The sequence below is a fragment of the Flavobacteriales bacterium genome (assembly GCA_021739695.1).
Classification (GTDB): domain Bacteria; phylum Bacteroidota; class Bacteroidia; order UBA10329; family UBA10329; genus UBA10329.
Genome location: JAIPBM010000004.1, coordinates 52,870 through 79,018, shown reverse-complemented (window position 1 = coordinate 79,018; position 26,149 = coordinate 52,870). Strand labels below are relative to the sequence as shown.

The 26,149-nt window shown below is 45.5% G+C and carries 26 protein-coding genes and 1 tRNA gene; 21 read left to right on the top strand and 6 right to left on the bottom strand.

Going from position 1 to position 26,149, the window contains the following annotated elements:
• Positions 1 to 5: 5 nt before the first annotated feature.
• From K9J17_03470 to K9J17_03415, 12 genes are all read left to right on the top strand, one after another.
• Complete coding sequence (locus K9J17_03470) at positions 6 to 443, top strand: hypothetical protein (protein ID MCF8275771.1); 438 nt, start codon at positions 6 to 8, stop codon at positions 441 to 443.
• Between the two features lie 470 nt (positions 444 to 913).
• Positions 914 to 1,654 (top strand): electron transfer flavoprotein subunit beta/FixA family protein, encoded by a 741-nt coding sequence (locus K9J17_03465; GenBank protein MCF8275770.1) that lies wholly within the window; start codon positions 914 to 916, stop codon positions 1,652 to 1,654.
• Positions 1,655 to 1,688: 34 nt separating this feature from the next.
• Entirely contained in the window at positions 1,689 to 2,660 is a 972-nt protein-coding gene (locus K9J17_03460) for an electron transfer flavoprotein subunit alpha/FixB family protein (protein ID MCF8275769.1), read from the top strand.
• A gap of 86 nt (positions 2,661 to 2,746) precedes the next feature.
• A complete protein-coding gene (locus tag K9J17_03455) occupies positions 2,747 to 3,334 on the top strand; it encodes a DUF151 domain-containing protein (GenBank protein MCF8275768.1) in 588 nt (195 codons plus the stop codon).
• A 78-nt stretch (positions 3,335 to 3,412) separates the two neighbouring features.
• The gene (locus K9J17_03450) at positions 3,413 to 3,787 is read left to right on the top strand and encodes a hypothetical protein (GenBank protein MCF8275767.1); all 375 of its coding nucleotides are present in this window, start codon (positions 3,413 to 3,415) and stop codon (positions 3,785 to 3,787) included.
• 52 nt (positions 3,788 to 3,839) lie between these two features.
• Positions 3,840 to 4,754, top strand: coding sequence for a transporter (locus K9J17_03445; protein ID MCF8275766.1), 915 nt, complete (start codon positions 3,840 to 3,842; stop codon positions 4,752 to 4,754).
• Between the two features lie 30 nt (positions 4,755 to 4,784).
• On the top strand, positions 4,785 to 5,180 hold the full coding sequence (locus K9J17_03440) for a hypothetical protein (GenBank protein ID MCF8275765.1): 396 nt from the start codon (positions 4,785 to 4,787) through the stop codon (positions 5,178 to 5,180).
• Between the two features lie 97 nt (positions 5,181 to 5,277).
• The gene (locus tag K9J17_03435) at positions 5,278 to 6,336 is read left to right on the top strand and encodes a c-type cytochrome (GenBank protein MCF8275764.1); all 1,059 of its coding nucleotides are present in this window, start codon (positions 5,278 to 5,280) and stop codon (positions 6,334 to 6,336) included.
• Positions 6,333 to 6,698: a hypothetical protein gene (locus tag K9J17_03430; GenBank protein ID MCF8275763.1), complete on the top strand. Its 366-nt coding sequence runs from the start codon at positions 6,333 to 6,335 to the stop codon at positions 6,696 to 6,698. Before K9J17_03435 ends, K9J17_03430 begins: the two co-directional genes overlap by 4 nt.
• Positions 6,699 to 6,789: 91 nt before the next feature.
• Entirely contained in the window at positions 6,790 to 7,596 is an 807-nt protein-coding gene (locus tag K9J17_03425; protein ID MCF8275762.1) for a hypothetical protein, read from the top strand.
• Between the two features lie 63 nt (positions 7,597 to 7,659).
• Complete coding sequence (locus tag K9J17_03420) at positions 7,660 to 8,673, top strand: c-type cytochrome (GenBank protein MCF8275761.1); 1,014 nt, start codon at positions 7,660 to 7,662, stop codon at positions 8,671 to 8,673.
• Between the two features lie 204 nt (positions 8,674 to 8,877).
• The gene (locus K9J17_03415) at positions 8,878 to 10,254 is read left to right on the top strand and encodes a Na+ dependent nucleoside transporter (GenBank protein ID MCF8275760.1); all 1,377 of its coding nucleotides are present in this window, start codon (positions 8,878 to 8,880) and stop codon (positions 10,252 to 10,254) included.
• A gap of 5 nt (positions 10,255 to 10,259) precedes the next feature.
• On the opposite strand, the gene K9J17_03410 is transcribed toward K9J17_03415, so the two are convergent.
• The 4 genes from K9J17_03410 to K9J17_03395 all read right to left on the bottom strand — a co-directional run bounded on the left by K9J17_03410 (position 10,260) and on the right by K9J17_03395 (position 14,551).
• Positions 10,260 to 10,898: a hypothetical protein gene (locus K9J17_03410; protein ID MCF8275759.1), complete on the bottom strand. Its 639-nt coding sequence runs from the start codon at positions 10,896 to 10,898 to the stop codon at positions 10,260 to 10,262.
• Between the two features lie 27 nt (positions 10,899 to 10,925).
• Positions 10,926 to 12,071, bottom strand: coding sequence for a beta-lactamase family protein (locus tag K9J17_03405; GenBank protein MCF8275758.1), 1,146 nt, complete (start codon positions 12,069 to 12,071; stop codon positions 10,926 to 10,928).
• 72 nt (positions 12,072 to 12,143) lie between these two features.
• Entirely contained in the window at positions 12,144 to 12,716 is a 573-nt protein-coding gene (locus tag K9J17_03400; protein MCF8275757.1) for a DUF4412 domain-containing protein, read from the bottom strand.
• A gap of 29 nt (positions 12,717 to 12,745) precedes the next feature.
• Positions 12,746 to 14,551: a hypothetical protein gene (locus K9J17_03395; GenBank protein ID MCF8275756.1), complete on the bottom strand. Its 1,806-nt coding sequence runs from the start codon at positions 14,549 to 14,551 to the stop codon at positions 12,746 to 12,748.
• 117 nt (positions 14,552 to 14,668) lie between these two features.
• Here K9J17_03395 and K9J17_03390 point away from each other — a divergent pair.
• The 5 genes from K9J17_03390 to K9J17_03370 all read left to right on the top strand — a co-directional run bounded on the left by K9J17_03390 (position 14,669) and on the right by K9J17_03370 (position 19,250).
• A tRNA-Val gene (locus tag K9J17_03390) sits at positions 14,669 to 14,743 on the top strand.
• Positions 14,744 to 14,798: 55 nt separating this feature from the next.
• A complete protein-coding gene (locus K9J17_03385) occupies positions 14,799 to 15,356 on the top strand; it encodes a hypothetical protein (protein MCF8275755.1) in 558 nt (185 codons plus the stop codon).
• A 24-nt stretch (positions 15,357 to 15,380) separates the two neighbouring features.
• Positions 15,381 to 17,585 carry a M48 family metallopeptidase gene (locus tag K9J17_03380; GenBank protein ID MCF8275754.1) on the top strand — a complete coding sequence of 735 codons (2,205 nt, stop codon included), beginning with the start codon at positions 15,381 to 15,383 and terminating at the stop codon, positions 17,583 to 17,585.
• Between the two features lie 2 nt (positions 17,586 to 17,587).
• Positions 17,588 to 18,349, top strand: a complete 762-nt coding sequence (locus K9J17_03375; GenBank protein MCF8275753.1) for a hypothetical protein — start codon at positions 17,588 to 17,590, stop codon at positions 18,347 to 18,349.
• Positions 18,350 to 18,734: 385 nt separating this feature from the next.
• Positions 18,735 to 19,250, top strand: coding sequence for a hypothetical protein (locus tag K9J17_03370; protein ID MCF8275752.1), 516 nt, complete (start codon positions 18,735 to 18,737; stop codon positions 19,248 to 19,250).
• Between the two features lie 624 nt (positions 19,251 to 19,874).
• On the opposite strand, the gene K9J17_03365 is transcribed toward K9J17_03370, so the two are convergent.
• Positions 19,875 to 20,927 carry a saccharopine dehydrogenase NADP-binding domain-containing protein gene (locus tag K9J17_03365; GenBank protein MCF8275751.1) on the bottom strand — a complete coding sequence of 351 codons (1,053 nt, stop codon included), beginning with the start codon at positions 20,925 to 20,927 and terminating at the stop codon, positions 19,875 to 19,877.
• 50 nt (positions 20,928 to 20,977) lie between these two features.
• On the opposite strand from K9J17_03365, the gene eat reads away from it, so the two are divergent.
• On the top strand, positions 20,978 to 22,327 hold the full coding sequence (gene eat / locus K9J17_03360; protein MCF8275750.1) for an ethanolamine permease: 1,350 nt from the start codon (positions 20,978 to 20,980) through the stop codon (positions 22,325 to 22,327).
• 140 nt (positions 22,328 to 22,467) lie between these two features.
• The gene (locus K9J17_03355) at positions 22,468 to 23,835 is read left to right on the top strand and encodes a glutamine synthetase family protein (GenBank protein MCF8275749.1); all 1,368 of its coding nucleotides are present in this window, start codon (positions 22,468 to 22,470) and stop codon (positions 23,833 to 23,835) included.
• 65 nt (positions 23,836 to 23,900) lie between these two features.
• Here K9J17_03355 and K9J17_03350 read toward each other — a convergent pair whose 3' ends face one another.
• Positions 23,901 to 24,395: a T9SS type A sorting domain-containing protein gene (locus K9J17_03350; GenBank protein ID MCF8275748.1), complete on the bottom strand. Its 495-nt coding sequence runs from the start codon at positions 24,393 to 24,395 to the stop codon at positions 23,901 to 23,903.
• A gap of 83 nt (positions 24,396 to 24,478) precedes the next feature.
• Between K9J17_03350 and K9J17_03345 the strand changes: the two genes are divergently transcribed.
• Positions 24,479 to 25,624 (top strand): iron-containing alcohol dehydrogenase, encoded by a 1,146-nt coding sequence (locus tag K9J17_03345; GenBank protein ID MCF8275747.1) that lies wholly within the window; start codon positions 24,479 to 24,481, stop codon positions 25,622 to 25,624.
• A gap of 34 nt (positions 25,625 to 25,658) precedes the next feature.
• Entirely contained in the window at positions 25,659 to 26,093 is a 435-nt protein-coding gene (locus K9J17_03340) for a DUF1573 domain-containing protein (protein ID MCF8275746.1), read from the top strand.
• The last annotated feature ends 56 nt before the right edge of the window (positions 26,094 to 26,149 follow it).

Genomic DNA, 26,149 nt, shown 5'->3' with positions numbered 1-26,149 from the left:
TTGGAATGAAAAGACTGATACCGAAGGAAGATGATGCGGTGCATGGCGATTCATTGCGGTTGTATGACGGCTCAAACAGTTTGCAAGCAAGTGCCAAGGGTGTTGCAAGGCAGCTCAAGGGCATTGCAAGCAGGTTCAAGGGCTTTGCAAGCAGGTTCAAGGACATTGCAAATAGGTTCAAGAGCTGTGCATGGATGCTCAACGATGACGCAAGGAAGCTCAAGATGATTGTACGCTTGTTCGATAAAGACGCAAGCTTGCTCAGTGGATCTGCAAGGGTGTTCAAGCGCGATGCAAGGGTCTGTTCAGCGAACTGTGTGGGTCTGTTCAACGAACTGTGTCAACAGCCTGGCACGGTTGGTTGGGGGATTAGTGACGTGATTTGGAGATTGCTGCATTCGATCTTCACTCGTAATGACGTGGCTCGAGGAATGCGGCAGTAAGGGAACAGATTGCAACGGAATTCCCCGAATTAGTTGACTTCTACAGCAATGACGTGGAAACGTTCGTTCGGGCGTAATACCTTACGCCACCACGGGATTGGCTAGAGGCAGGCCCTTCGACTGCGCTCAGGGTAAACGTTAGGGATTGCAGCGGCATCCTTTTTTCATTCACTTGCACTTCGAGTACCTCAGTGCCCGCTTTGAAAAAAGATATAGCGGAAAGCCCGACCGCCACATGCCATGGTTTCGTGCTTCGATACATCCCGCTAAAAATCGGGATACTCAGGATGACGCTCTTCCAAGTTGCTTGGCGGAAACGCCCTCTTGGTTATGCGTAAGGTTGGCAGAACAAATCTCTTTTCGTGTGGTTGATAATGCGTCTAGAACATGACCAAAATGGGGTGGAAATTGCGCTTCTTAATCACTAAGTTTGCGCACGTTTTAAAAAACAGTAATTCAATATATATAGCATGAAGATCTTAGTACCAATCAGCAAAGTGCCTGATACTACGTCCAAGATTGCCTTTACGGATGGCGACTCGAAGTTCAACGAAGAGGGAATTCAGTGGATTGTGAACCCATATGATGAATGGTATGCGCTTGTTCGCGCATTGGAAATTGTGGAAGCTGGTGGTGGCTCCGTTACGGTTATCAATGTTGGTGATGCAACATCTGATCCGGTCATCAGAAAAGCATTGGCCTTAGGCGCAAACGATGCGGTTAGAATTGATGTGAATCCTGCTGATTCGTATGTGATTGCCAAAGAGATTGCAGCTTATGCGGCTGACAAAGGTTTTGACATGGTGCTTCTTGGAAAAGAGACGATCAACTACAATGGTTCTGAGGTTGGCGGTATGCTGGCTGAGTTCATGAACTTGCCTTACATTTCTCTTGCATCTAAATTGGATGTGAACGGAGGTACGGCCACATTGGAGCGTTCTATTGAAGGTGGTGTTGAAGTGGTTGAGGTGAAATTGCCTTTGGTTGCAAGTGCTTCTAAAGGAATGGCTGAGCAACGTATTCCGAACATGCGTGGCATAATGGCTGCTCGTACGAAACCGTTGACGATTGTTGCGGCAAGCGGAGCGCAGGCTAAAACGGCTTACGTCAAGTATGGTCTTCCTGCAGCCAAATCTGCTGTGAAGTTGGTTGACCCAGAGAACATGGACGAATTGGTGAGACTGTTGCACGAAGAGGCAAAATCAATCTAAGTCCTATTTTACGAACGATTAAAGAAAGAATAAGATGTCAGTACTTATTGTAGTAGATACAAAGAACGGTCAAGTAAAAAAATCATCGTTAGAGGCAGCTCAATACGGAGCCAAAGTAGCAGCAGCCATTGGTGGCGAAGCTGTAGCACTTTCGTTGAATGCAAATAATGCCGAAGTTCTTGGAACTGTTGGTGTAAATAAGGTTTTGAATGTAACAGACGCTTCCATCTCTGCTTCTGACCCACAGAAAGTAGTTGCGGCCATTGTAGCTGCAGCTAACCAGATCGGTGCTAAAGTGGTTGTATTCGCTCACGATTCAACTGGTAAAGCAGTTGCGCCACGTTTGTCGGCAAAATCGGGTGCAGGATTGGTAACAAACGTTACTTCATTGCCAGATACTTCAAACGGATTTGTGGTAAGCAAAAACGTTTTCTCTGGAAAAGCACATGCACAGGTGAACATATTGAGTGATGAGAAGATCGTTTCCATCCTTCCGAACGCTTTTGGCGTGAAGGCTGGAGAAGGTTCTGCTTCTGTAGAGGCTTTCTCTGTAGATGTAAGCGGAATCAACTCTGGAATCACCGTAAAAGAAGTGAAAGGCGGAGACAGCAAAGTTGTTCCATTGCCAGAAGCTGAATTGGTTGTTTCTGCAGGTCGAGGTCTGAAAGGACCCGAGAATTGGGGAATGATCGAGGAAATGGCTGAGATCTTGGGCGCCACAACTGCTTGCTCTCGTCCAGTTGCTGATATCGGTTGGAGACCTCACCATGAGCACGTTGGGCAAACGGGTGTTGCCATCCGTCCGAACCTTTACATTGCCGTTGGTATTTCTGGAGCAATTCAGCATTTGGCCGGTGTGAATGGTAGCAAGGTGATCGTTGTGATCAACAAAGATCCTGAGGCTCCTTTCTTCAAAGCTGCTGACTACGGTGTGGTTGGAGATGCATTTGAAGTGGTTCCGCGATTGAACGAAGCATTTCGTAAATTCAAGGCAGCAAACGGGTAAAACGTTTTAACTCTCCCCCTTGTCCTCTCTTACAAAGAGCGGGGTGACCGATTGATATAAGGTCGGGTGAGTTGGAAAGACTGCAAATGGATAAGATTAAAATGGGCATATATGGGCTGCAGTACAGCCAAACCCAAACTGGCGCATACGCGTTGGTTCTGGAAGAAACTGTAGGCACGCGGAGGCTTCCGATCATCATTGGTAGTTCCGAAGCTCAGGCCATTGCCATTGAGTTGGAGAATATGGCCCCAACGCGCCCGCTGACGCACGATCTGTTCCGCACATTCGCACAAGAATTCAATATTGACATCCAAGAAGTCATCATCTACAATTTTGTAGATGGTGTCTTCTATGGAAAGATCGTTTGCAGCGATGGGAAGAACGATGTGGAGATCGATTGCAGACCATCGGATGCCATTGCGCTTGCCGTTCGGTTCAAATGTCCGATTTACACACACGAATTCATTTTGAATGCTGCCGCCTTTGAGAAAGACCAAGGCGGATCGGGCATTCGTCCGCTTGCCATAGAGGATGCTGACTCAGGCCCAGAACAGAACGGATTGAGCGAGCTCACAGAACAGGAACTTGATGAAGCGCTGAATGATGCGCTGGCCAAGGAAGATTACGAGGAAGCATCTCAGATTAGAGATGAAATGAATCGTAGAAAGAAATAATGATCGACATGACCAATATCAGCCGATCGTCAGCCGTTTGTCAATTTCAACTAACCAGTTGTATTCATATTTGTTAACGTGAGAAATCTCGGCATACTCGGTTTAGCAGTTGTGTTCATCATTCAAATGATGAGTGCTTCTCTTATACTCCTGAATTACGAGGTGAACACGGCTTACATTATCGAGAACTTCTGCGAAAACACGGATAAACCAGAACTGAAGTGTAATGGTAAATGTCATCTGATGAAGCAGATAAAGGCCGATTCGGAACAGAAATCAGAAACACCTGCTTCTCTTACAGAATTGACTGTGTTTGTTCTTGCAGTAGAAGAAATATCCAATTTTGAATTCCGATCGGTCGATTCAGAACCGATTGCTTCAAACAGCCTTTATCTCGAAGGCAATTATTCCAACCATTTACATTCCATCTTTCATCCACCACAGGTTGTATGAGTTAGAAAATTAACGGCCATCGGTCCGTATTTCAACTTAATACATCTTAATAATGAAACAGTTTATTCTTGGGCTTGGTCTATTGACCATGTCAAGTTTGAGCGTACAGGCCTGTGATCAATGTGGTTGTGCGTCAAGCGGTTTTATGGGTATAGTGCCTCAGTTTGGAAAGCATTATGTTGGTTTGCGATACAGCTTCCAACAGTTTAAAACCACGCATTTAGGTTCTCTGTATGATACAGCAGAACAGGAACGCAGTGTCGAAAACTTTCATTCTGTAGAGTTGCTTGGTAGATATGTGCCACACAAGCGTGTTCAACTACTGGCTTCGCTTCCGTTCACATACCGCATACAAAAATCGAATATCAGCGGGTCGTTTGTAGGTTATGGAATAGGAGATGCTACCATTGGAGCCGTTTATACGGTGCTTTCTACACCAGACACGGTTGGAAAAAAGGTAAGGCACAACATACTTGTCGGAGCTGGGTTGAAGATACCAACTGGTGCAACTCAGCTGAAACAGGATAATGAAGTACTGCATCAAAACTTGCAGCCAGGATCAGGTAGTTGGGACCCCAACTTTAATCTCCGTTACATTCTCCGCATAAAACGATGGGGGGTATCAAGTTTGATCAATTACAAGTTAAATACAACAAATCGGTTCGATTACAAATTCGGAGACCGAATAACTGGCATTGTTGGAGCATTCTATTGGACCATCTACCGAAACGTTACGTTTATGCCGCAGGTAGCGCTAAACGCTGATTATGCCATGACAGATATTGATAATCGCAGGCGACAAGTAAAAACGGGAGGTTATTTGCTTACAGCCCGTGCAGAAGTTCAAATCGGTTACAAACGATTTATGTCATCGCTTGGGTACGGACTCCCAATTGGTTACGAGCTAGGTGCTGGCGAGGTAACGCCTAAGCACCAGTTCAATTTTTCGATTCTATTTCTCATTTAAACACATTTCAACAGTATCAAATCAATTTCAATGAAAAATTCAATTTCAATTTTAAGCGTTGCTATACTTATTGCTTCTGGTTTTACTTCATGTACCAAGATTGAAGAAAACCAAGCACCAGTGGTAACTATCATCAGCCCATCTGCCACAAACAACCCGTACATGAGTGGGATGCCGATAACTATCCACGTTGAAGCTACAGATGATGTTGGCCTGCACGAAATAGTTGTTACTGTGGTTAGGGAACATGATTCGGTTGAGGTTTATTCTCATTACGATCATTCTCACGAAGCCAGTTATAGTTTTGAAGTAGATACCATGTTCACAACAACGACACACTCGGACTTTACGCTTACTGTAACTGCTTCGGATCATGAAGAAGAAGAGACGGTTGCCACTGAGACTTTCCACATGCACCCCATGTAAATGAGAATTTGTCCAGAGATGTCAAGAGACCCTTTGCAAGTACTCATAAGCTCTTCATTTTAGACAACTTAACATGAAACCTGTTGTTTTAAACACAATGAACCGTTTGCGCTGGATAATCATGCTTCTGATAGGAGTGATAATTGGCAGTTGTAATCAGCCGGATGATGACGACTCGATAACCACTCCTTACGAATTGAACATTCCTAAAGGGTTACCATCAATGGAGCTTTTCATTCCTGCGGATAACCCAATGACCGTAGAAGGCGTTGCCTTGGGAAGGAAACTGTTCTATGATCCTCTTCTATCGGGCGATAATACGCAGTCGTGCTCAAGCTGTCACAGGCAGGAACAGGGCTTTGGGGACCCAAGACAGTTTAGCCAAGGAATTGATGGAAGCATAGGTAATAGAAATGCCAATGCCCTCATCAATCTTGGGTGGAATCAGTTCGGGTTATTCTGGGATGGTAGAGCCGCCACACTCCAGGATCTGGTATTTGAGCCAATTCGGAATCCAATAGAAATGAACACAACTTGGCCCGAAGTTGAAGCTAAGTTAAATGCAAGTGATGAGTATTTAAGTTTGTTTGACCAAGCGTACAACGCGGATAGGGTCGATTCGGTCCTTGTGACCAAAGCTATTTCTCAATTTCTTCGAACCCTCATTTCCGGCAATTCTAAGTTTGATAAATGGTACAATCAGCAGTCCATACAATTGAGCGAATCAGAAACACGTGGCTTTGTACTCTTCAATGGTGAAGGAGCTGATTGCTTCCATTGTCACGGATTGGGTGGGCTTATCACCGACAATAAATTCCACAACAATGGTCTGGATGTGACCTTCCAGGATGGTGGTCGATATCTGGTAACTGAGAATGCAGCTGACTTGGGTAAGTTTCGTACTCCAACACTTCGCAACATCGAAATTACTGCACCATACATGCACGATGGAAGGTTCTTTACACTCGAGGAAGTCATTGATCATTATAGCGAACACATTCTGCAATCTCCAACTCTCGATCCTTTGATGAAGTTGGTTGGCAACGGAGGCGCGCAGCTCACTCAACAGGAAAAGCAAGATCTGCTCGCATTCCTAAAAACATTCACGGATGAGGAATTCCTCAGTAATCCTGATCTAAGCGACCCAAATCCTTGAGTAGAATTTCCACCATATTGATTACCGGACTGTACGTCTTCACACTACTGCAAGCGTATGTGCCGCATGTCAACTATTGGATGAATAGGGAGTACGTGGCAACGGTGCTATGCGAAAATCTGGACAGCCCCGAACTAAAATGCGAGGGTAAATGCCATTTAAAGAAAGACATCCGCCAATCAGAAAGCGAACAGAAGGATGCTCAAGCTGAATCGGTTCGTTCGATGGTTGAGTACTTTCATCCAATTGCAATTTTTTCCTTCAAAAACTTCGTTTCGGAGGGCAAAAAGGCAAGTTTCAACTATGTGGAAAAAGCAATTTTCGAATACTCAAGTTCCATATTCCGACCACCAAAGCCATAGTTCTCTACCTATCGTTTTTACTTCTATAAGGGTTACGTGCTGCCCGATTTGCACGAATAAAATCAACTGATACAAACATTAACATACAACAATGAAAACTAAATTATTCATTTCAATGGCTATCATGGCCGGAACATTTGCGTTCAGCGGATGTCAAAAAGAAGGATGTACCAATAGCAATGCTATCAACTACGATGAGGATGCTAAAAAAGATGATGGCAGCTGTATTCTTGACACAGACACTACTAGTCAGATCAGTTTGCATTTCCACGCAAAGTTAGGAACAGCCGATTTTGCTTACGGTACCGAAGTGACCAACTGGGAAGGTCGTAAGATGAAGTTTGACATTGCGCAAGTTTACCTGAGCGGTTTTGCTTTTTACGATGACAATGGCGCCAAGAACATGATTGAAGACTCGTATGTGCTTGCTAAAGCCGGCACAATGATGTATGATCTTGGTACGATTACGAATGACCACTATCATTCGTTCGGTTTCAGCGTTGGGGTGGATAGCGTTGCCAATCACAGTGATCCGGCAAGTTGGCCATCATCTAATGCCTTATCATCGAACAATCCCGATCATGCTTTCTGGAGCTGGAACTCTGGTTACATCTTCATAAAAATGGAAGGATTAGTTGATACTACTGCAGACATGAGCGGCACTGCAAACGCTGCGTTCGTGTATCACGTTGGAATGGACATGATGCGTAACGACCTGATGTTCATGAACCACATGGAGGTGGACGAAGACATGATGATGACCGTTGAATTCGATTTCTTGGAGCTATTCAACGGAATTGTGGTGAGAGGAAACAATCAAGATACGCACACCATGAATAACATGCCTGCTGCTATGGCCGTAAGAGATAACGTGCCGAACGCAGTAACTTTGGAGTAGCATTCTAGATATCACAGACTTAAAGGGCGGATGGAAATGTTCCGTCCGCCCTTTTTAATCGCCATGAAGCTTAAACTCAAATACTTCTTCGTTTCCATTTTCTTTCTGTCGGCATGCCAGAAAGACGCAGAAATCCCTGTCGATCATCTGCAGATTCCTTCTTGGTTTCCCGAAATGGACATCCCTGCCGAAAATCAGCTGGCCAAGGCACGGATCGAACTAGGAAGAAAACTGTTCTATGATTCACGTCTGTCGAGAGACATGACAGTTTCCTGCGGCAGTTGTCATCAGCAGGAAAATGCATTTACCGATGGATTGCCGATTGCATTAGGAATTGAAGACAGACTGGGGCTGCGCAATACCCCAACGCTCGCCAATATCGGTTATACCGATAGAATGTTCATGGATGGTGGCGTCACCACGCTTGAGCTGCAATCTCAATCGCCCATATTCACGCATGTGGAGATGGATTTCACCATTGCTGGATTTTTACAGCGGATTGCTGGGGATGTTGAGTACGAGCGCATGTTCCGTGAAGCATACGACCAAGAACCCGGAGCTTTCGGAATTTCGCGGTCCATTGCAGCATTTGAGCGCACCTTCATTAGCGCTCATTCGCGATTTGATGCCTATGAATATCAAGGAGACGTAAGTGCACTTTCCGAAGCGGAGAAACGCGGTCGCAACCTGTTCTTCAGCAGCGCCACAAGCTGTAGTGAATGTCATTTGCCGCCTTTATTCACCAATTTTGAGTACGAGAACATCGGGCTCTACGAAAACTATGTTGATAGTGGAAGAGCCCGCATTTCCGAATTATCAGTTGATAACGGAAAGTTCAAGGTCCCCACTTTACGCAATGTGGCATTGACCGCCCCCTACATGCACGATGGAAGTTTTGAAACGCTTGCTGAAGTGGTAGAGCATTTCAATTCCGGTGGAATAAATCACGAAAACCAAAACGAACTGATCCATCCACTGGGGCTTACAGAACAGGAAAAGTCCGATCTGGTAGCGTTCCTTGGGTCGCTCACAGACCAAGCGTTCATTACAGATTCTGAGCTTTCCGACCCTAACTGAAATCGTCATGTTATTCAAATACAGGGGTGTCCAAAACCAAGCAAATAACAAGCATCTCGATTGGGGTGGCATTGCCCGTCCGGGAATTAACGGATATATAAATGTGAGCTTCACGTTCTGAACAAAGCCAACAAAATTCCTTATCCTTGAAAGGTTCAATTAAGGGAACGAAATAGGATGACAAATTGTAGTGCTCATTTATTGTTGAATGTTCCATTATTGGATGCTGGCATTTCTGCCATGGGCATCGGACGTGGACTTGTTGGGGTTGCGGTATTAGTTGCCATCGGATACCTTTTTAGCGAGGATAAGAAGGCCATCAACTGGAAATTGATCGGAACGGGCCTGTTGATCCAACTCGTTCTTGCCATTGGCATCCTGAAGGTCAGCGCGGTGCAACACGTTTTTGATGTGGTAGGCCAAGGTTTTGTCAAGGTCATTTCCTTCACCGATTTCGGGACAGATTTTCTGTTCTCATCCTTCGTTACGGGAAGTTCCGAGGTGGCAGTCATCAGTTTTGCCTTCAGAATTCTACCAACCATCGTGTTCTTTTCTGCGCTTACCAGCCTATTGTACTACGTAGGTCTACTGCAAAAAGTGGTTTATGTGTTTGCATGGATCATGAAGAAGACCATGAAGCTTTCGGGTGCCGAAAGTCTGGCAGCTGCCGGCAACATTTTTCTTGGTCAAACAGAATCTCCGTTCCTCATCAAACCCTACTTGGAAAAGATGACCAAGAGCGAGATAATGTGTTTGATGACGGGTGGAATGGCCACCATTGCGGGAGGTGTTTTGGCTGCATACATCGGTTTTTTAGGAGGCGAAGATCCTGTAGAACAAGTACTTTTTGCCAAGCATTTGTTGGCGGCTTCGGTCATGTCGGCTCCAGCAGCGGTAGTTGCGGCCAAGTTGCTTATTCCTGAAAAGGAAGAGTTCAATGAAAGCATGGAGATCAGCAAGGATAAAATGGGCGCAAACGTGCTGGAAGCGGTGGCAAACGGAACGTCCGATGGCGTTAAACTGGCAGTGAACGTAGGTGCCATGCTGCTCGTGTTCACGGCATTCGTTTATATGGGAAATTGGATTCTCGGAGACTGGATTGGAGGATTCAGCGGTTTCGATTATTTTGCCAACCGATGGCAAATTGGCTGGCTGGGAAACTGGACAACACTTAATGATATTGTTGCAGCCCGTACAGCATTTGACGGCCTGAGCTTTCAGTTTCTAGTAGGATACACCTTTGCGCCAATTGCTTGGTTGATGGGCGTTCCAACAGAAGATATTTTCCTGGTCGGTCAGCTCTTGGGAGAAAAAACCATCCTCAACGAATTCTACGCTTATAAAACGCTTGGCGAAATGAAATTCGGTGGTTTGTTCGTTCACGAGAAATCGATGATCATGGCCACGTACATCCTTTGTGGCTTCTCCAACTTTGCCTCTATCGGCATTCAAATTGGAGGAATAGGCACTCTTATTCCTAACCGCAAAGGATTGCTCTCCAAACTCGGATTGCGTGCCCTTCTTGGTGGAACGCTCGCGTGTCTTTTCACCGCTGTGCTGGTGGGGATGTTCCTATCGTAGGCCAACTACTCGACCCAAAACCCCTCGGTCAGGTAGAAAACTGTATCGATAAAATAGAGTATTCCGTTCTGGGTCAGTACGTTCTCGTCATGCAGGTCCTCAAGGATCACACCCAAAGCGCTATTCAAGTAATCATTATTCCGAGTATTTATGAAACCATTTGCCTCCATGAACTCCCGAACCTTCGTAAGGTCGGTTGGAGTTGTGCTGATAACATACGCTTGCTGAACCGATGCAAAAAGTGTGTTATCTATCTCTGTGAAACCGATAAGCTCGTACGCTGTATCAGGAAAGAAATAGTTATGCAACAATAGATTACGTAAATAGTCACGCCAAGTCTCAAAGTAAATGGCATCGTTCAACTTCAGTACGTGTTCGGAATCGCGGAGGTAGACTTTCTGTTCAGCACCCTCGCTTACGTATTTGGAAGTATCAACCTGATGTGACCAAAGCCCACAGGCGATGGCAAACTCCCTTATTGACCGACCTTCCTGATCTTTGACCTGCTCTCTGTCTTCAGCCGTTGAGCCTGCACGCGCGCCTGATCCAAGGTAACCAATGACTGATTGGATAGTTGCTCCGAACCTAACTTGGCTCGTTCCTGAAATGACATTTTGTAGCTCATGCTTGAGTCCGTTTGACATTTAATGTGCAAAGATAAGAACACAACATTATTCTCCCCTCAACCCTTTCAAAACCTCCTCCACGATCACCCGGAAATCAGCCGAGTGATTGTCTACGCTAGCCTCGCGTTTTTGGCCTAAGCGAACCACAACCATGTTGTATTCTGGAATGACAATGATGTATTGTCCAAGAATGCCTCGTTGGTAGAAAATGTGGGTTCCATACTCATCAGTCATCCAAAAGCTGTGACCGTAATAGGCCACATCAAACGGAACAGTGGCTGTATCAACAAAGGCTGTGTCCAAAATCTGAGAGCCATTGTAATTTCCTTTTTGCAGCATCATCTGTCCGAATCGGGCAAAATCGCGTGCATTGGAGTTGAAGCAACAGAACGCCAATTCGTTCCCATCCTTCCTGTCCAAACTCCATTCGGCCGAATGTGTTGCTCCAAGTGGCTTCCACAGTTTTTCTGATGCGTATTCGGCCAAATGTTTGCCTGTTGCCTTTGTCACGCACAGACCTAAAAGCTGCGTAGCACCACTTTGATATTCGTATGAACCTAATCCTGGTTTTCGAATCACGGGAACTTCCTCCAACATCAATTTCTCGGCATCTGGCCCATAATAGAGTTTGGCGGTAATATCAAATGGATTGCTGTAGTGCTCATTGAAATCCAAACCAGCTGTCATAGTGCTGAGGTGACGCAGCGTCAATTCATCGGCAAACTCGCCTTTCAAGGTGGGCAGATAATCCTTCACTTTGGTATCCCATCTAGGGATGAAGCCATCTTGAATGGCGCATTGCGTAAGCATGGTGGTAATGCTTTTGGCCATACTGAAAGAATTGCTGCGCGATGAGTCTGAGTAATCATCCCAATATTCCTCAAACACGATCTCGCCATCCTTTACCATCAGAAAAGCAACGGTTTCAGTCGACTCCAACGACTTTCTAAGGTCTCCAGAAATATCCCATTCGTAATAGAAATCGGACACTTTCCATGGGGCTGGAGTTCCTGCCTCAATTGTCCGTGTATCGAAAAACTGTGCATCACTGATGGTTGCAGAAGTATTTCCATGCAAGTAAGCAGCCCAAACTCCTTTCAGCAGAAATTGGTTGCCAGAAAAATAGAGCACTGCCACAACGGCAACTATGACCAATCCGGTCCATTTCAACACATTCAGAAGTTTCTTCATCTCAAGGAATTATCAGATACAAAAAACGGCATGCCAATGACACACCGTTCTTTTATTCAATTGCTATTTATTTTAACGTCTTTCAAACTTAGAATCGTCCACTTTTGCAGCGGCCACGCTCAACACATCTTGTGATACAACGACTTTGCCTGCTGCGTCTCGCTTTTCCATTTTCACTGGAAATCCAGCAGACTCAATTCGTGGCATGTTCTTTCTAAAAACCGCTGGAAGATCGTTGAATGAAAGCCCTGACTCTGTGCTGAGCCAATAGGTTACCTGATTCACTCCATCAGTATAAACCTCCTGTACGCAGGTGAATCCATTTACCATAACGCCTTCTCTTTTAGATACCAGTTGCAGATTGGCCATCTCCGTTTTCAATGCAGTTGGCGGCACCGGAGTAATGTGGTCATCAGCAATAAGGTCAGTCCCTTTAGCATCGGCTACCAGAACATACTGCGTATTGTGCTCTCCCGCTTTGGATGCAACTTCCATTCTGCTCCGTTCACCTTTTATATACCACGTAACCGAAGCGTTCTCCTTCATGGCTTCGTTGGTAGTATTCATGGTGATTACACCTTCAAAACTCTGCGCTACTGCCCAATTAGCGGCCAACAAGGCAATAAATACATGTGCGATTTTCATAGTTCTCATTTTCAAATTCGATATTCAGATCACGGTCCAACCGTTCCTCTCAAGAATGATGTATTGTAAAGATTGTCTGGAATGTTGGTGGTGAAACCATTGCGTTTTACCGCATATCCTCCTGCACCAGCTGCTGGCGGTGGCGCTGGAATCGGAATGCTAAGATTCGTAACAACTGGAACCACGATCGGTCCGATGAAAGGAATATTCACGACCACACTCACCGAAATGGTTATCTGGAAAACTCCTTGCGTACCAGGATATCCGTAAGGTCCACCATTTCCTCCAATTGCATTTGGGTTGATATCAACTTGCGCAGGTCCAATGGCAAATGTGATAGGAAAATTGAGGATTCCACCTTGCCCAGGAACACCGAACTGACCACCAGTTCCATCTGTTCCGCCACTGTAGAACGATAGTCCGATAAGACCATTCGGTTGAGAACCTCCCTCTCCAAGGTTAGCACCACCACCACCACCGGCTCCAAGAAAGAATCCGAATGCTGGGGCTGGAGGAGGAATCAAGTTTCCTGTGCTGATAGAGAAAGCCATGGAACCACCACCACCTCCTCCACCGAAGATGTTGAAGTTGTTGACAATATCTGCACTCAGCGTAAGATCAATGGCCGTTCCGCCATCCTCTCCTTCTCCTGTCAATCCCAAAGCAGGATCGTAGGCATCGCCACCATCACCTCCACGACCAAGAATGTTTCCATTGTTCACAATGGCAACCAGCGAACCTGCTGGAAGATTTCCTGTACTGAAAGCAGGATCAGCAGTTGTTGGGCTCGAGATTTCGACTCCTGATCCGATCAGGCAAACCACGCAAACTGGTGAAGTGGTAGGTGCGTTAGGATAAAGATTGTAGAAATCTGTTCCAAGATCATAGTTGTTGGTCGTATTGATGACCGGCACTTCGTAGCAAGGCAAAATGGTAAGGGAATACACAATATTGTAGGTGCTATTGTTGCAAAGCACTTGCAATACAATCGGATACGTGCCTGCGGGAGCAAAAGGTGTAGCGAAGAACTCGATGTCTACAACGCCAGTAGACGGTGCAGGATTTGGAGTGATGGTCGCTGTCAATCCACTCGGAAGCGTAGTTAGCAAGGTAATGGCCAGCTGCTGCGGATTACCAGCCGTTTGAACAATATCCAAGGAAAGGTTTTGTGTTTGAGATATCACCCTATCGATGGTGTCTGCCAAGCTGCTTGGTGTAACACTTAAGTAGCACGAATTGCAATCTTCCGCAAAGGTTGGAAGCCAGCAAGATCCATTATAGTAATCGACCGTGCTGTCTGTAGTATTTACGATAACGAGCCCGACCGCGGGATTAGGTATGTTATCCCGTGAGTTCTTGTCCATCTGCGGAGCAAGGAAACCTTTGTTCTCGGCAACCAGATGAAGAATAGCGCTCGAATCAGGCTGATCGGTATTGATACCAACATGATATTCGTTGTTCCAGATAAAGCTGTTCGCCACCCAATCGTTGAAGAAAACGGTGTCGTAGCGCATGGTCTGACCTTGAAGTCCAGGAATGAGCGGACCTGCTGGGCCTTCTGGTCCAATGCCTCTTCTCCAATAAATTCCATCAAAATACCAGAAACTGCTATCGGTTACTGTGTAGATAAGAAGTCCAGTGGCAGGATTCGTAATCGCCAACGTGTCTGTTCTAGGAATCAACAATCCTTTGTTCAGCGCCTGAATTTCAAGCAATGCACTTGGGTCTGGTGATGTGGTGCCGATTCCCACGTTATCCTGAGCGAACAATTGGGAGTTTGAGAACAATAATAACGCAGCTGAAAACGCACCTAGAAGCGCGCGGATATTTCGCATTTCAATCAGATATTTCGGTTAGCGGCCAACTTTGACCAATTCAAGCTCGAAAATTACACATTTCGAATGTGAGAACAGTATCAATTAGACGGATAAGGCTATTTTTGCCGCGTCTTAGGGCATTTAGCTCAGTTGGTTTAGAGCACCACCTTGACAGGGTGGGGGTCACTGGTTCGAATCCAGTAATGCTCACAAAGTAAAATGGGAGGTTATCATGCAAATGGCATCCTCCCAATTTTTTATTCAGTTGAAAGAAACTCTCAAAACAATCGGCCTATTCCTACTTTGCTTCGCTGGTCTTTCGGTGAAAGCAGATATTGGCGAAACCTATGAATTGAAGCACAAGCGTGCTGAAATAATGATGGAGATTGAAAACCTGCAATTGGACAGTACAGGAGGTTTTACTGCAGGGCTTGACCGAATGAATCGTATTTGGGAACTGAAAGAAGAAGTGGTTGTGTTGGACGCCAAGATCTTTAAGAGTTATGATGAGACCATTGTGCGAATGACCTCCAACGATCTTGTCCATGGTTCGAACGATAAGCTAGCAGTGTACGTGGCTCTTGCAACAACCATTGTTGCATTGATCATGTCGGTGTTGCTTTTCTTGGCACGAACAAGAATTGTACAAAGTGGCAATGCGGGTCTTACAGAAGTATATCGTGAGCTTTTTGCCGACCTGTTGGCAACATCATCTTCCGAAAAAGCTTTTTCAAAGAGGCTTCTTCGCGTTAATATTGTGGTAGTGATAGGCCTTGTGATGATGAGTGTGTCGATTGTGGCATATCTTCTCACTTCGTTATAACCTGCTCATCAAACAAATTGAAACTTGCACGTATTTCTCCAATTCGTTCTTGTGATTTTTGGACTGCATTGCCTGGCCTTCGCGCAGGGGTTTGATGCCTACGAACCACTTCGTTCCCAAGGGCCGATTCCGACAGATTTTACGACTTCTTCTTCTCTTAAGTACGAGCGTGCCAAAGAACAGCTGAACGACCCAGAGGAAGGGATAAACACCAAGCAGACCAAGCACGATTTTCTGCTCGAAAGCAATTTTCTGATCGATCAGGTGCTGGCCAGCGGACGCGTCCTTTTCAACGACCCTGTCTCCGTTTACCTTGGTCAGATACTGGACACGCTTTTGGTAAACGAACCAGAACTTCGGGCCAAGGTTCGAGTGTATGCCGTTCGTTCTTCCATCGTCAATTCATTCACTACCGATGATGGAATCATTCTGGTGAATTTGGGTCTGGTGGCTCAACTGGAGAATGAAGCACAACTTGCCTTTATTCTCTGCCACGAACTGGCCCATTTTACACAGCATCATGTGCTGAATGCCTACTTACAGAATGAAGAACTGAAGAACGGTGAGGGCGGTTTTAAACGCGGTTCATTTGATGAAACGCTCCTTGCCAAAAGCAGGTATTCGAAAGATCTGGAGAAGGAGGCTGACAAACTCGGATGGGAACGGCTAAGCGCTACCTCTTATAGCAGCGCTTCATTGCTCAACGTATTTGAAATGATGCGCTATGCGCATCTTCCGTTTGATGACATTCCCTTCGACAAGAATTTCTTTGACCGAGAGTATTATCATATTGATGACTCTTATTATTTGGACAGGGTAAGACCTGTGGAATCTTCGGAAAGCTCGGAATCAAACTCAGACACGCATCCAAGTCCAACAGAAAGACAGCAGTTGATGAGCCTTTATCTTTCGAGAGAAACCAGCGTTTCTGGAAAAGATGATCTGGTCTCTGCATCTGAGTTTCTTCGGCTAAGAGACGTATGCCGATTTGAACTTTCGAGCCTTTACCTGAAAGCCGATAGACCGATCATCAGCATCTACAACTCGTTCCTGCTTTTGAGATCCTATCCGGAAAACTTCTACTTGAAAAAGAAAATTGCACAGAGTCTTTATGCGTTGTCCAAGTTCAAAACTGCGGGCAACTTCGGTCAGATCCACCCCGGGTATTCTCAGATCGAGGGCGAATCTCAGCAACTTTACCATCTCTTCTATCAATTGAAACCCGAAGAACTATGCGTCTTAGCAATAGGGCATCTTTGGAAATTGAAGCAAGCATTTCCTGACGATGTGGACCTGGATAACATGAGTCACGACCTTCTTCAAGACCTCATGAAGAAGTACTACGTTCCGGGGCAGTTTGCCCGCACAAAGCCATCTGAGGGTTGGGACGAACCAGACACAACTGGAATTCAAAGCAAATACGACCGACTGAAGGAGAAGAGCAAAAGCAACCCGAAACTCAGCATGGTTACGAATGCCTTGGTGGACCTATTTGACGATGCTGAATTTTCGGAATTATTCGATGAGTTAGAACAAAAGGAATGGGGCGCAGCTAAAGAAACCGTATCGCTGAAAGACATCGCGAAAGCTAACAGAGAAGAAGTTCGGAATTGGAGAAACCACGGTTTTGCGCTTGGAGCTAAGAAAGTGGTGATGGTTTCCCCAACCTACGCCAAACTCGACCTCAGAAAAAAACAGAAGCATCGGTTTCTGCATTCGGAGTCTGCCAAAAACAAGCTGATCGGCCAGATGCGTAAGAGTGCCGAGCTATTGAAATTGGACGTGGAAATGTTGGACATTTCTGAACTCGATTCCAATCAGGTGCAACAGTTCAATGATATTGCTTTTCTGAACGAATGGGTTGATCAACGCTTCGTTCATCTCGATGTTTCCATGATCAACCAACCGACTGAAAAGATCGAGCAGCTCATTGGCCGATACGGAACAGAATATTTCACTTGGACAGGCATCATCAGCTATCGCGAAACCAAACCGCTGATGTATTTCTACCTGCTCTACGCGCTCATTCCGCCAGCTATACCGTTGGCGGTGTATTACTTGGCGCGGCCCAATTTCGACACCTATTATTACTGCATAACCTTCGATATTCGAACGGGAGAACCTGTTCAGGTCAACTACAACAATTACCGAAGGCGTGATGCACGCGATCTGATGAACAGCAGCATTTACGATTCGCTGTGGCAAATGAAACAGCATGCCAAGAACTGATGATGAAACGGCTGACCGTCATATTCTTTTTGGCTGCGCAAAGCTGTTTTGCGCAATCGCCTGGTTATATGGGCAAGAAACTGCTCATAACTGGCGAGGTCAGCTTTCTCAACGCACTCTTCAATCCTAACCACAATCTGAACAAGGGATTGAACAAGTTCAGTTTCAATGTACGTGCCACCACCGACCTTGATTACGTGGTTGCCCGCAACGGAACGGTCGGTGCCACTTTCGATGTATTCGCCACCGGAATGAAATACGATTGGCTTTCCGATACGTACGATCCATTGCTTATTCCAAACGTGGAAAAACGATTTGATCACGCACGGATCACGGGCTTCGGTTATGGAATCAATTATAAGTTGTTCCGAAATCCATCGCGTGGCGGAATTGCTCCCGTAGGAAGCTATGCCAAATTCGACCTGATGCTACTTGATGTACGCGTGCGTCCGATTGATAAAAGCCTCGATGTGGGTCATTCCTATTCGAATCAGTTCTTTACACCTGTGGTATCGGTCACCTTCGGTCAGCAACGCATTTTCTGGGATTTTCTCGTGCTCCGAACAGGTATTCAGATCGGAATAGTGCCACTCGGAATTTCTCCCTACTTGCAGCAACTTGACAACGGTATTGAACGAGGCACGCAGGAACAAGACCTTCGCGCCAATGCGCAAGCGCGCCTCATGACCTACTACCTGCTCAACATCAATTTCGGAGTGGGTTTTCTGCTTCCTTTCAGAAAAAACTACCGGGTCAACAACTGATTCCACCCAGCCTTTAGGAAACTTCCATTGCCTTCCGTGAGATTCACACAGCATCTAGGTAATTGACTTTGCCCTGCTGCAAGTTCATACAGCATCCGGGTAATTGACTTTGCCGTGCTGCAAGTTCACACAGAATCTGGGTAATTGACTTTGACCTCTAGCAAGTTCCAAGAGCATCAGGGTAATTCACTTTGCCTTCCTGCAAGTTGCATGAGCATGGAGGCAACTTCCGATGACCTTTGCTAGCGCGCTATTTGCGAAATACAAGCAGTCCGTTACATCCTGTTTTCTCTACAGAGAACTGAAAACAATATATTAGCAGCTCCTTCAGCCATGGACGCAATTGAAGATGGTTTTGATATCTAATAGTTGTAGTACTTATGAAATGAAGACGTTAGCTCTAATACTTCTTTTATTCTCAATTACTCATTTCACTTCAGCTCAAGAGACAAAAAACTTGAATTCAGTTGTTCAAATGGTTCTTGACCAACAAGAGCTTTTGGACATTTTCCATGAAGAAGATTGTGCTGGACAATATGTGTTAATCTGGAATCACGAAGATAAATGGGTGGAAAACTGGGACAATGAAGAACTAAAAAAACTCCCTTGGACGCCAGACTTGAAAGGTGTATTCACCTTTCGTAATAAACAGGTGGTTAGAGGTGACGGACTAAACCTTGGGGCACAATCTTGTGGAGTAATAAAGCTGTCTACTGAAAAGTTGAATAATGGGTACAAAGTTTCTGGATCACTTCACGAAGAGTTTACAAACTATGAAGAGTCAGATTTTCAGAGTGCGTTAAAGTTTGAAGCACGTGTGAAGAACTCAAAATCAGGACTAAAAATCATAAGACTGAAAACGAAAAACTTACCCAAAACTGGATGCTGGGTTTGGTTATAAATTACTACCTAGAACACCAGCCATGAAAAACAGGGGCTCATCAGTTACAAAGGGTTCGGGTTTACCTATTCATTCTTGTCCAGTCGGACAGGGCGAAGCAGCTAAAACCCTATTTTTCATAGCTAAGAAACGTTGGGAGTAATTGATGAAACAAAAGGACGTAATAATATTTAGTGTAGCTACGGCCTTCATATATACGATAGGCGAGATTGGCTATCTGCATGGCGATCTCGGATTATACTTTAGTGAGATCGATCGCTATTGGACGGTCTCAGGCATTCTAGTGTCTTACATCACTGCTATCCTCACGTTACACTTTATTGAAGAATGGCAAATCACTTCACGAAAAGACTCCTTTTTTGCACATACTTTAACATTCACAATTATTGCTTCGATAATTTCGACTATCATTAATTATCTATTGAATGAAGCTTTAAGCGCAGGACAGATGTCAACAGCAGTTGCATTCTTTTGGTACGTGCCTTATAAGTATTTTGAGAGTTGCTTCTTTGAGCTATATCGGACGAGATTGTGTGAATAAATAAAGTACTCCGAACGCCTGCCATGAAAAATAGGGCCGGCACCGGTTGCGCAGGGCACATTGCTTTCATCGGATAGGAAACCCTACAGATCCACAAACTGAGCACCGCTCACCGTGCAGATGATATCCTTTCCGTAAGCCAAGCTTGGTGTTTGAAAGCCTGGTTTGAAATTTCCTGATGCGATCTTGGACGCAATATCAACTGAGGTCATGGCCGTGAGTGTGTAGCCTTCCTGGGTTTGAATGGTTGATGTGAGCGACTTTCCGCTTTTGTCGGTTACCGTTCCAATCAGGTAGGTTGTGGCTTTCTCCCTCGCGGCATCGCTCGGGCCCGCTTTTCCAGCAATGATCTTGGCGCGGGCGCGGTTCTTTACAAACTCGGTGCGCATCAGCCAACCTAACCATTTACTCCATTTCATGCCATTGATAACCTTCTCTGGCAATCCCATATAAACCTTGATATTTGGAATTCCAGTGCTGAAGAACGCGGTATAAACATCGCCCCAAGGGATGGTCACTGCTGACATTCGGTTCGGACCGAAATCAAACTTCTTCACGTCATAGGCATCCGGAACTTGTTTGATCTTTCCATTCTCTCGGATGGTTCCTCCGTAGCCCAAACCTTCCACCACGGTCAAACTCGTTCCTCGCGAAGCTCTTCCCGTTCCATAGAAAGCCAAGACAAGGTCATCCGCATCCGCCATTCTTGATTTGAGATGAGCTGCCAGACAATCGCTCGGTACCACATCGAAACCGACACCGGGAAGCACCATCACTCCTGCCTTTTTTGCTTGTTCATCATACTTTCTGGCTTGGGCAAAAACAGCGATCTCGCCCGTGATGTCCGTATAGTGCACACCATTCCGAATGCATGCTTCCACCATCGCTTTGGACGTATGGATGAATGGACCGGCCGCGTGTATCACCACTTTCGAACCAGAAAGCAAAGCATCCAGATCATCTGCTTGCAGGTCGGCAGCCAAATAAGAGAGTCCGTACTTATCGGCAATAGGCTTCAATTTAGCTTCATTTCTACCAGAAAGAAGCGGCTTGATACCGAGCTCTTGACACTTTCGAACAATCAACTCGCCTGTATATCCGTACGCTCCGTAAACGATGATGTCTTTGTTTTCCATGGTGGTCTATTTCTATAGCTTGCAATTTGTCTAAATTAGGCGTTTCGCCAATGGAAAACACCACCGATTCACCCAAATTAGAACGCACACTTGGCCCGATCATGCTTTGGGGCTTGGGCGTTGGCTACGTGATCTCGGGCATGTATTTCGGCTGGAACTACGGCCTTGAAGCAGGCGGAACCCTTGGTTTGGCCATTGCCACGTTCTTCATCATTATCATGTACATGACCTTCACCTTCAGCTACACCGAATTGGCCTGCGCCATTCCCAAGGCTGGTGGTGCCTTCGACTATGCGGACAGGGCACTGGGTAGAAACTGGGGATTTTTGGGAGGCATGGCGCAGATCATCGAGTTTGTGTTTGCTCCGCCTGCCATTGCCGCAGCGATTGGAGCATTTGTCAACACCAAGGTTCAAATAGATTACGTGGCTATTATCCCATTCCTCGGTGAAACAAACATTCCGGTAGTCGCCATGGCGGCTTTCTTGATTTTTACTTTGGTGAACATCATCGGAGTACGATTGGCCGCCTCATTCGAACTTTTCGTCACCATCATTGCCGTCATCGAACTGTTGGTCTTTGCGGGAGCGAGTCTCCCCCACTTCGAAATGGTGAACTTGACCACCAACGCCTTCCCCAATGGAATTCCTGGAATTTTTGCTGCCATTCCCTTTGCCATCTGGTTTTTCTTGGCGATTGAGGGCGTGGCAAACGTGGCCGAAGAAACCATCAATCCGCAACGGAATGTCCTCATAGGTTTTGGCTCAGCTATTCTTACGTTGGTGATTCTATGCATATTGACTTTTACTTCCTCTGTTGGTGTGGCGGGTTGGGAAGCAATTGTCTATGAATCGCCAGGAGTCGCTTCGGACAAGCCTCTTCTGCTGGCCTTATCGCATGCCGTTGGTGCCGATAGCATGCTGTACAACCTACTGATCTATGTTGGAATCTTTGGGCTCGTTGCTTCCTTCCACGGAATCATCCTTGCAGCAGGTCGTGCCACCTACGAATTCGGACGAATGAATTTGGCTCCCAAAGCTCTAGGAAAGGTTCACCCTAAGTTTAAGACTCCTGCTGTAGCCCTTATCGCCAACATGGTTGTCGGGCTCATTGCATTACTATCAGGACGGACTGATGAAATAATTACAATTGCTGTTTTCGGGGCCTTGGCGCTTTACATCATATCCATGATTTCCTTCTTCAGACTGAGAAAGAACGAACCCGATATGGAACGACCGTTCAAAGTTCCCTTCTACCCTATTTTTCCTGCTTTGGCATTGATCATCGCCAGCATTTCTATGGTGGCGATGAGCTACTACAACTTACAATTGGCACTCATTTTCATTGGCCTGATGGCAGGCTCATTCGTTGCGTATAAATTAATCTATGGCAAAACTTAATCCCCCGTCACTTCGTGACACCCACTTAAAAGGGAGAATGAGCTGGTTCCTCCTTTAAAAGGAGGTGCCAAGGCACGGCCAGTGCTGAGCTTGTCGAAGTAAGGCGGAGGATTTCTCAAATCAAACAACACATTAATTCCATGAACGACAAAGAACTTTCACGCGAACACATTCTGAACGAGGTTCGCAACTCATCACACAATAAGATCAAGGTGGCCGTCACCGATATTGATGGCGTGCTCCGTGGCAAACTCATGCGCAAAGACAAGTTCCTTTCTGCGGTAGAGGGCGGTTTTGGTTTCTGCGATGTGGTTTTCGGATGGGACAGCTCAGACTTAGCCTACGATAACGTGAGCTACACAGGTTGGCACACCGGTTACCCAGATGCACAAGCGCGCATCGACCTCAGCACCTTCCGCCTCGTTCCGTGGGATGATGACGTTCCTTTTTTCTTGGCAGATTTTGTCAATGCTCAAGAAAAACCATTGGGCGTTTGTCCAAGAAGTTTGCTCAAAACCGTAAAAGCAAAGTCTGAGAAAATGGGCTTCAAACCATTTTTCAGTCAGGAATTTGAATGGTTCAATTTTGCTGAGAATGCTGATGATCTGCACGAACGTGGATTTACCAAGCCGCAGCCACTTACACCAGGAATGTTCGGGTATTCGCTTTTGAGAAGCTCGCAAGAGAAGGAATATTTCAACGACATTTTCGAATACATGGATCAATTTGATGTGCCGATAGAAGGCTTGCACACCGAAACTGGCCCAGGAGTTTACGAAGCAGCCATCATGTACGGAGATATTCTGCAATCTGCTGATAGAGCAGTTCTGTTCAAAGGCGGGGTGAAGGAGATTGCGCATCTACATGGCGTCATTCCAACGTTCATGGCGAAGATCAGTCCGAAACTACCTGGCTGCAGCGGACACATTCACCAAAGTCTTTGGGACGAAAAGAAGAACCTTTTCTCCGATGCCAAAGGCCATAAGGGCATGAGCAAACTGATGGAAAGCTACATGGCCGGGCAATTGGCTTGTCTACCGTACATCTTGCCAATGATCGCTCCTACCATCAACAGCTACAAGCGTTTGGTAGAAGGTGCTTGGGCGCCTACAACATTGACATGGGCAGTTGACAACAGAACCGTGGCGCTGAGAGCGCTTCCTGCTGGGGCAAAATCCTGTCGATTGGAAACACGCGTAGTTGGTTCTGATACCAATCCGTACATCGCCATGTCGGCCTGTTTGGCAGCTGGTTTGTATGGAATTGAGAACAAACTCGAACTCAAATTGCCAGAAACAATCGGTAATGGTTATGCCGACAAAGGAGCGGGAACACTTCCAAGAAATCTTTGGGATGCAACACAGGCCATGAAGAATTCAGACATTCCGAAACAACTGTTCGGAGAAGAGTTTGTGAACCATTTTGTTGCCACACGCGAATGGGAATGGCGCGAATTCTCTAAAGCGGTTACTGATTGGGAAACGAAAAGGTATTTTGAGATTATTTAATCTCAATTTCTGACAAATAAAAAGGCCGCGGTAGAGCGGCCTTTTTCATTTATATCAATTTCGGATTATTGCGTAACTCCAGCCTTAATCACTTTATGGGTAGTATTCATTTTCCCATCAACGCTTTGCATTTGAACCAGGTAATTGCCAGTTGCAACTTGATTCATAGGAAGTACGAACTTGGTCTGATAGGCCTCAATTTTCGCCTGATGAACCAATTTTCCGCTCATATCAAATAATTGAAGATTGATGTCAGATTCGTTATTTCCCAATTCAATGTTCAGCAACTCTGACGTTGGATTCGGGTACATGTTCAATCGAATATCAGCCAATGTTTCTTCAATGGAAGTCACTGTCAGGTTTGTTTGATGAAAACCTTGAGTAAGAATGTTTGTTCCATTATCGTAGGTGTCAATCATCACCTCGCCAAGTGTCCAACTAAGCTGAACTGAACCGTTATCGAAATGCTCGCCAGCACTGGCAATTACTTCTGGCTCGATGGATTGCGCCATACCTAGGAAAGGCAATGCGGCAATTGAAAGGGTGGTTAAAAACTTCATGTGTTTTGTATTGATGATACGAATATACAGATCAATGTGCAGATTAGCTTTACGTCCTCAAAATCTATCGTTACTAAACTAAAATGAGTCAAATAGTTCAATTCAATTTCCCGACAGTTATCCGCTTCGGATCTGGTGCCATTTTGGAACTTCCTGCCCACCTGAAAGAGCAGGGAAAAATGCGACCACTGGTGGTTACAGACCCTATTGTTGCCACACTTCCTTTCTTCCAAGAAATAATCGATGGACTGAAAAAAGCAGGACTGGAACCAACCGTGTATGCAGAAATGCACAAAAACCCGGTAAAATCGGACGTGCTGAAAGGCAAGGCAGCTTTTGCAGGTGCGGATTGCGATAGTATAGTCGGAATTGGCGGTGGTGTTGGATTGGATGTAGCGCGTGCTATTGCTTTGGCCATCAATCATCACCGCGACCTATTTGATTATGATGACCTTATCGGTGGTGATCAATATGTGACCGAAGATGTGCCGTATTTCGTAACTGTTCCTACCACAAGCGGAACCGGAAGTGAGGTTGGTCGAAGCGCCATCATTGCAGATGACGTGACGCATCAGAAGAAAATCCTTTTCTCGCCAAAATTGTTGGCAAGCCGTGTTTTTGCCGATCCATCTCTAACTTTTGGCTTGCCGCCATTCGTGACTGCAGCTACTGGAATGGACGCCCTAACGCACAACATGGAAGCATACGTTGCAAAGAATTATCACCCAATGTGTGATGGAATTGCACTTGAAGGCATAAAGTTGATCGGCAGATCAATTGAAAAAGCGACTCATGAAGGACAGAATGAGCAGGCACGTGCCGATATGATGCTCGCAAGTTTGATGGGTGCAGTAGCATTCCAAAAAGGTTTGGGTGTAGTTCACTCATTGGCTCATCCACTTTCGCAATTGTTGGATACACATCATGGTTTGGCGAATGCAGTGAATCTTCCTTATGGAATGAAATTCAACTTGGATGGATTTGAAGACCGATTTGAAGCCATGGCGAATGCTATCGGTTTGAAAAATGGAAACGGAATCCAATTGATCGATGAGCTGTTTAAACTGAACGAGCGCTTAGGACTTCCTACCAGATTGTCGGCAATTGAGGTAAAAGAAGAACATTTGGAGCCGTTGGCCGATCTTGCATTCGCAGATTTCTGCCATCCAAATAACCCAAAACCTGTGTCAAGAAATAATTTCTACGATATTTACCGTTCGGCACTCTAATTGCTAAAGGAATTTCAAACAAAATCTATTACTAATGAAAAACACAGTTATTGCCTTGGTTGCATTGTTTGCAACATCAACTTTCGCTTTTGCCCAAGAAGAAGCAGCAGGCGGAGCAGCTTTCAAATTTGAAACTGAAACATTGGATTACGGAACCATTGAAAATGATTCTGACGGTAACCGAGAGTTCAAATTCACGAACGTAGGAACTGAGCCATTGATCATTTCAAATGCAAAAGGATCTTGTGGTTGTACTACGCCAGAATGGCCAAAAGAGCCGATTGCTCCAGGAGCTTCATCGACCATCAAAGTTCATTATGACACAAAAAGAACTGGTGCATTCGAGAAAACAGTTACGTTGACTTCAAATGCTGTTGAGTCTTCAAAAGTGATCCGTATCAAAGGTGTGGTTAACGCTCCAGCTCATGATCCAAATGATGGAACTGATCATTCTGGTCACGATCATTGATATTTGAATATTGAAATTGAAAAGCCGATGCAGAAATGTATCGGCTTTTTTTGTGG

Bases quoted from the DNA above. Each gene is read 5' to 3' on its own strand.
- K9J17_03470 (MCF8275771.1), top strand. From the start codon at position 6: ATGAAAAGACTGATACCGAAGGAAGATGATGCGGTGCATGGCGATTCA.
- K9J17_03465 (MCF8275770.1), top strand. From the start codon at position 914: ATGAAGATCTTAGTACCAATCAGCAAAGTGCCTGATACTACGTCCAAG.
- K9J17_03460 (MCF8275769.1), top strand. From the start codon at position 1,689: ATGTCAGTACTTATTGTAGTAGATACAAAGAACGGTCAAGTAAAAAAA.
- K9J17_03455 (MCF8275768.1), top strand. From the start codon at position 2,747: ATGGATAAGATTAAAATGGGCATATATGGGCTGCAGTACAGCCAAACC.
- K9J17_03445 (MCF8275766.1), top strand. From the start codon at position 3,840: ATGAAACAGTTTATTCTTGGGCTTGGTCTATTGACCATGTCAAGTTTG.
- K9J17_03440 (MCF8275765.1), top strand. From the start codon at position 4,785: ATGAAAAATTCAATTTCAATTTTAAGCGTTGCTATACTTATTGCTTCT.
- K9J17_03435 (MCF8275764.1), top strand. From the start codon at position 5,278: ATGAACCGTTTGCGCTGGATAATCATGCTTCTGATAGGAGTGATAATT.
- K9J17_03425 (MCF8275762.1), top strand. From the start codon at position 6,790: ATGAAAACTAAATTATTCATTTCAATGGCTATCATGGCCGGAACATTT.
- K9J17_03420 (MCF8275761.1), top strand. From the start codon at position 7,660: ATGAAGCTTAAACTCAAATACTTCTTCGTTTCCATTTTCTTTCTGTCG.
- K9J17_03410 (MCF8275759.1), bottom strand. From the start codon at position 10,898: ATGTCAAACGGACTCAAGCATGAGCTACAAAATGTCATTTCAGGAACG.
- K9J17_03405 (MCF8275758.1), bottom strand. From the start codon at position 12,071: ATGAAGAAACTTCTGAATGTGTTGAAATGGACCGGATTGGTCATAGTT.
- K9J17_03400 (MCF8275757.1), bottom strand. From the start codon at position 12,716: ATGAAAATCGCACATGTATTTATTGCCTTGTTGGCCGCTAATTGGGCA.
- K9J17_03395 (MCF8275756.1), bottom strand. From the start codon at position 14,551: ATGCGAAATATCCGCGCGCTTCTAGGTGCGTTTTCAGCTGCGTTATTA.
- K9J17_03375 (MCF8275753.1), top strand. From the start codon at position 17,588: ATGAAACGGCTGACCGTCATATTCTTTTTGGCTGCGCAAAGCTGTTTT.
- K9J17_03370 (MCF8275752.1), top strand. From the start codon at position 18,735: ATGAAGACGTTAGCTCTAATACTTCTTTTATTCTCAATTACTCATTTC.
- K9J17_03365 (MCF8275751.1), bottom strand. From the start codon at position 20,927: ATGGAAAACAAAGACATCATCGTTTACGGAGCGTACGGATATACAGGC.
- eat (MCF8275750.1), top strand. From the start codon at position 20,978: ATGGAAAACACCACCGATTCACCCAAATTAGAACGCACACTTGGCCCG.
- K9J17_03355 (MCF8275749.1), top strand. From the start codon at position 22,468: ATGAACGACAAAGAACTTTCACGCGAACACATTCTGAACGAGGTTCGC.
- K9J17_03350 (MCF8275748.1), bottom strand. From the start codon at position 24,395: ATGAAGTTTTTAACCACCCTTTCAATTGCCGCATTGCCTTTCCTAGGT.
- K9J17_03345 (MCF8275747.1), top strand. From the start codon at position 24,479: ATGAGTCAAATAGTTCAATTCAATTTCCCGACAGTTATCCGCTTCGGA.
- K9J17_03340 (MCF8275746.1), top strand. From the start codon at position 25,659: ATGAAAAACACAGTTATTGCCTTGGTTGCATTGTTTGCAACATCAACT.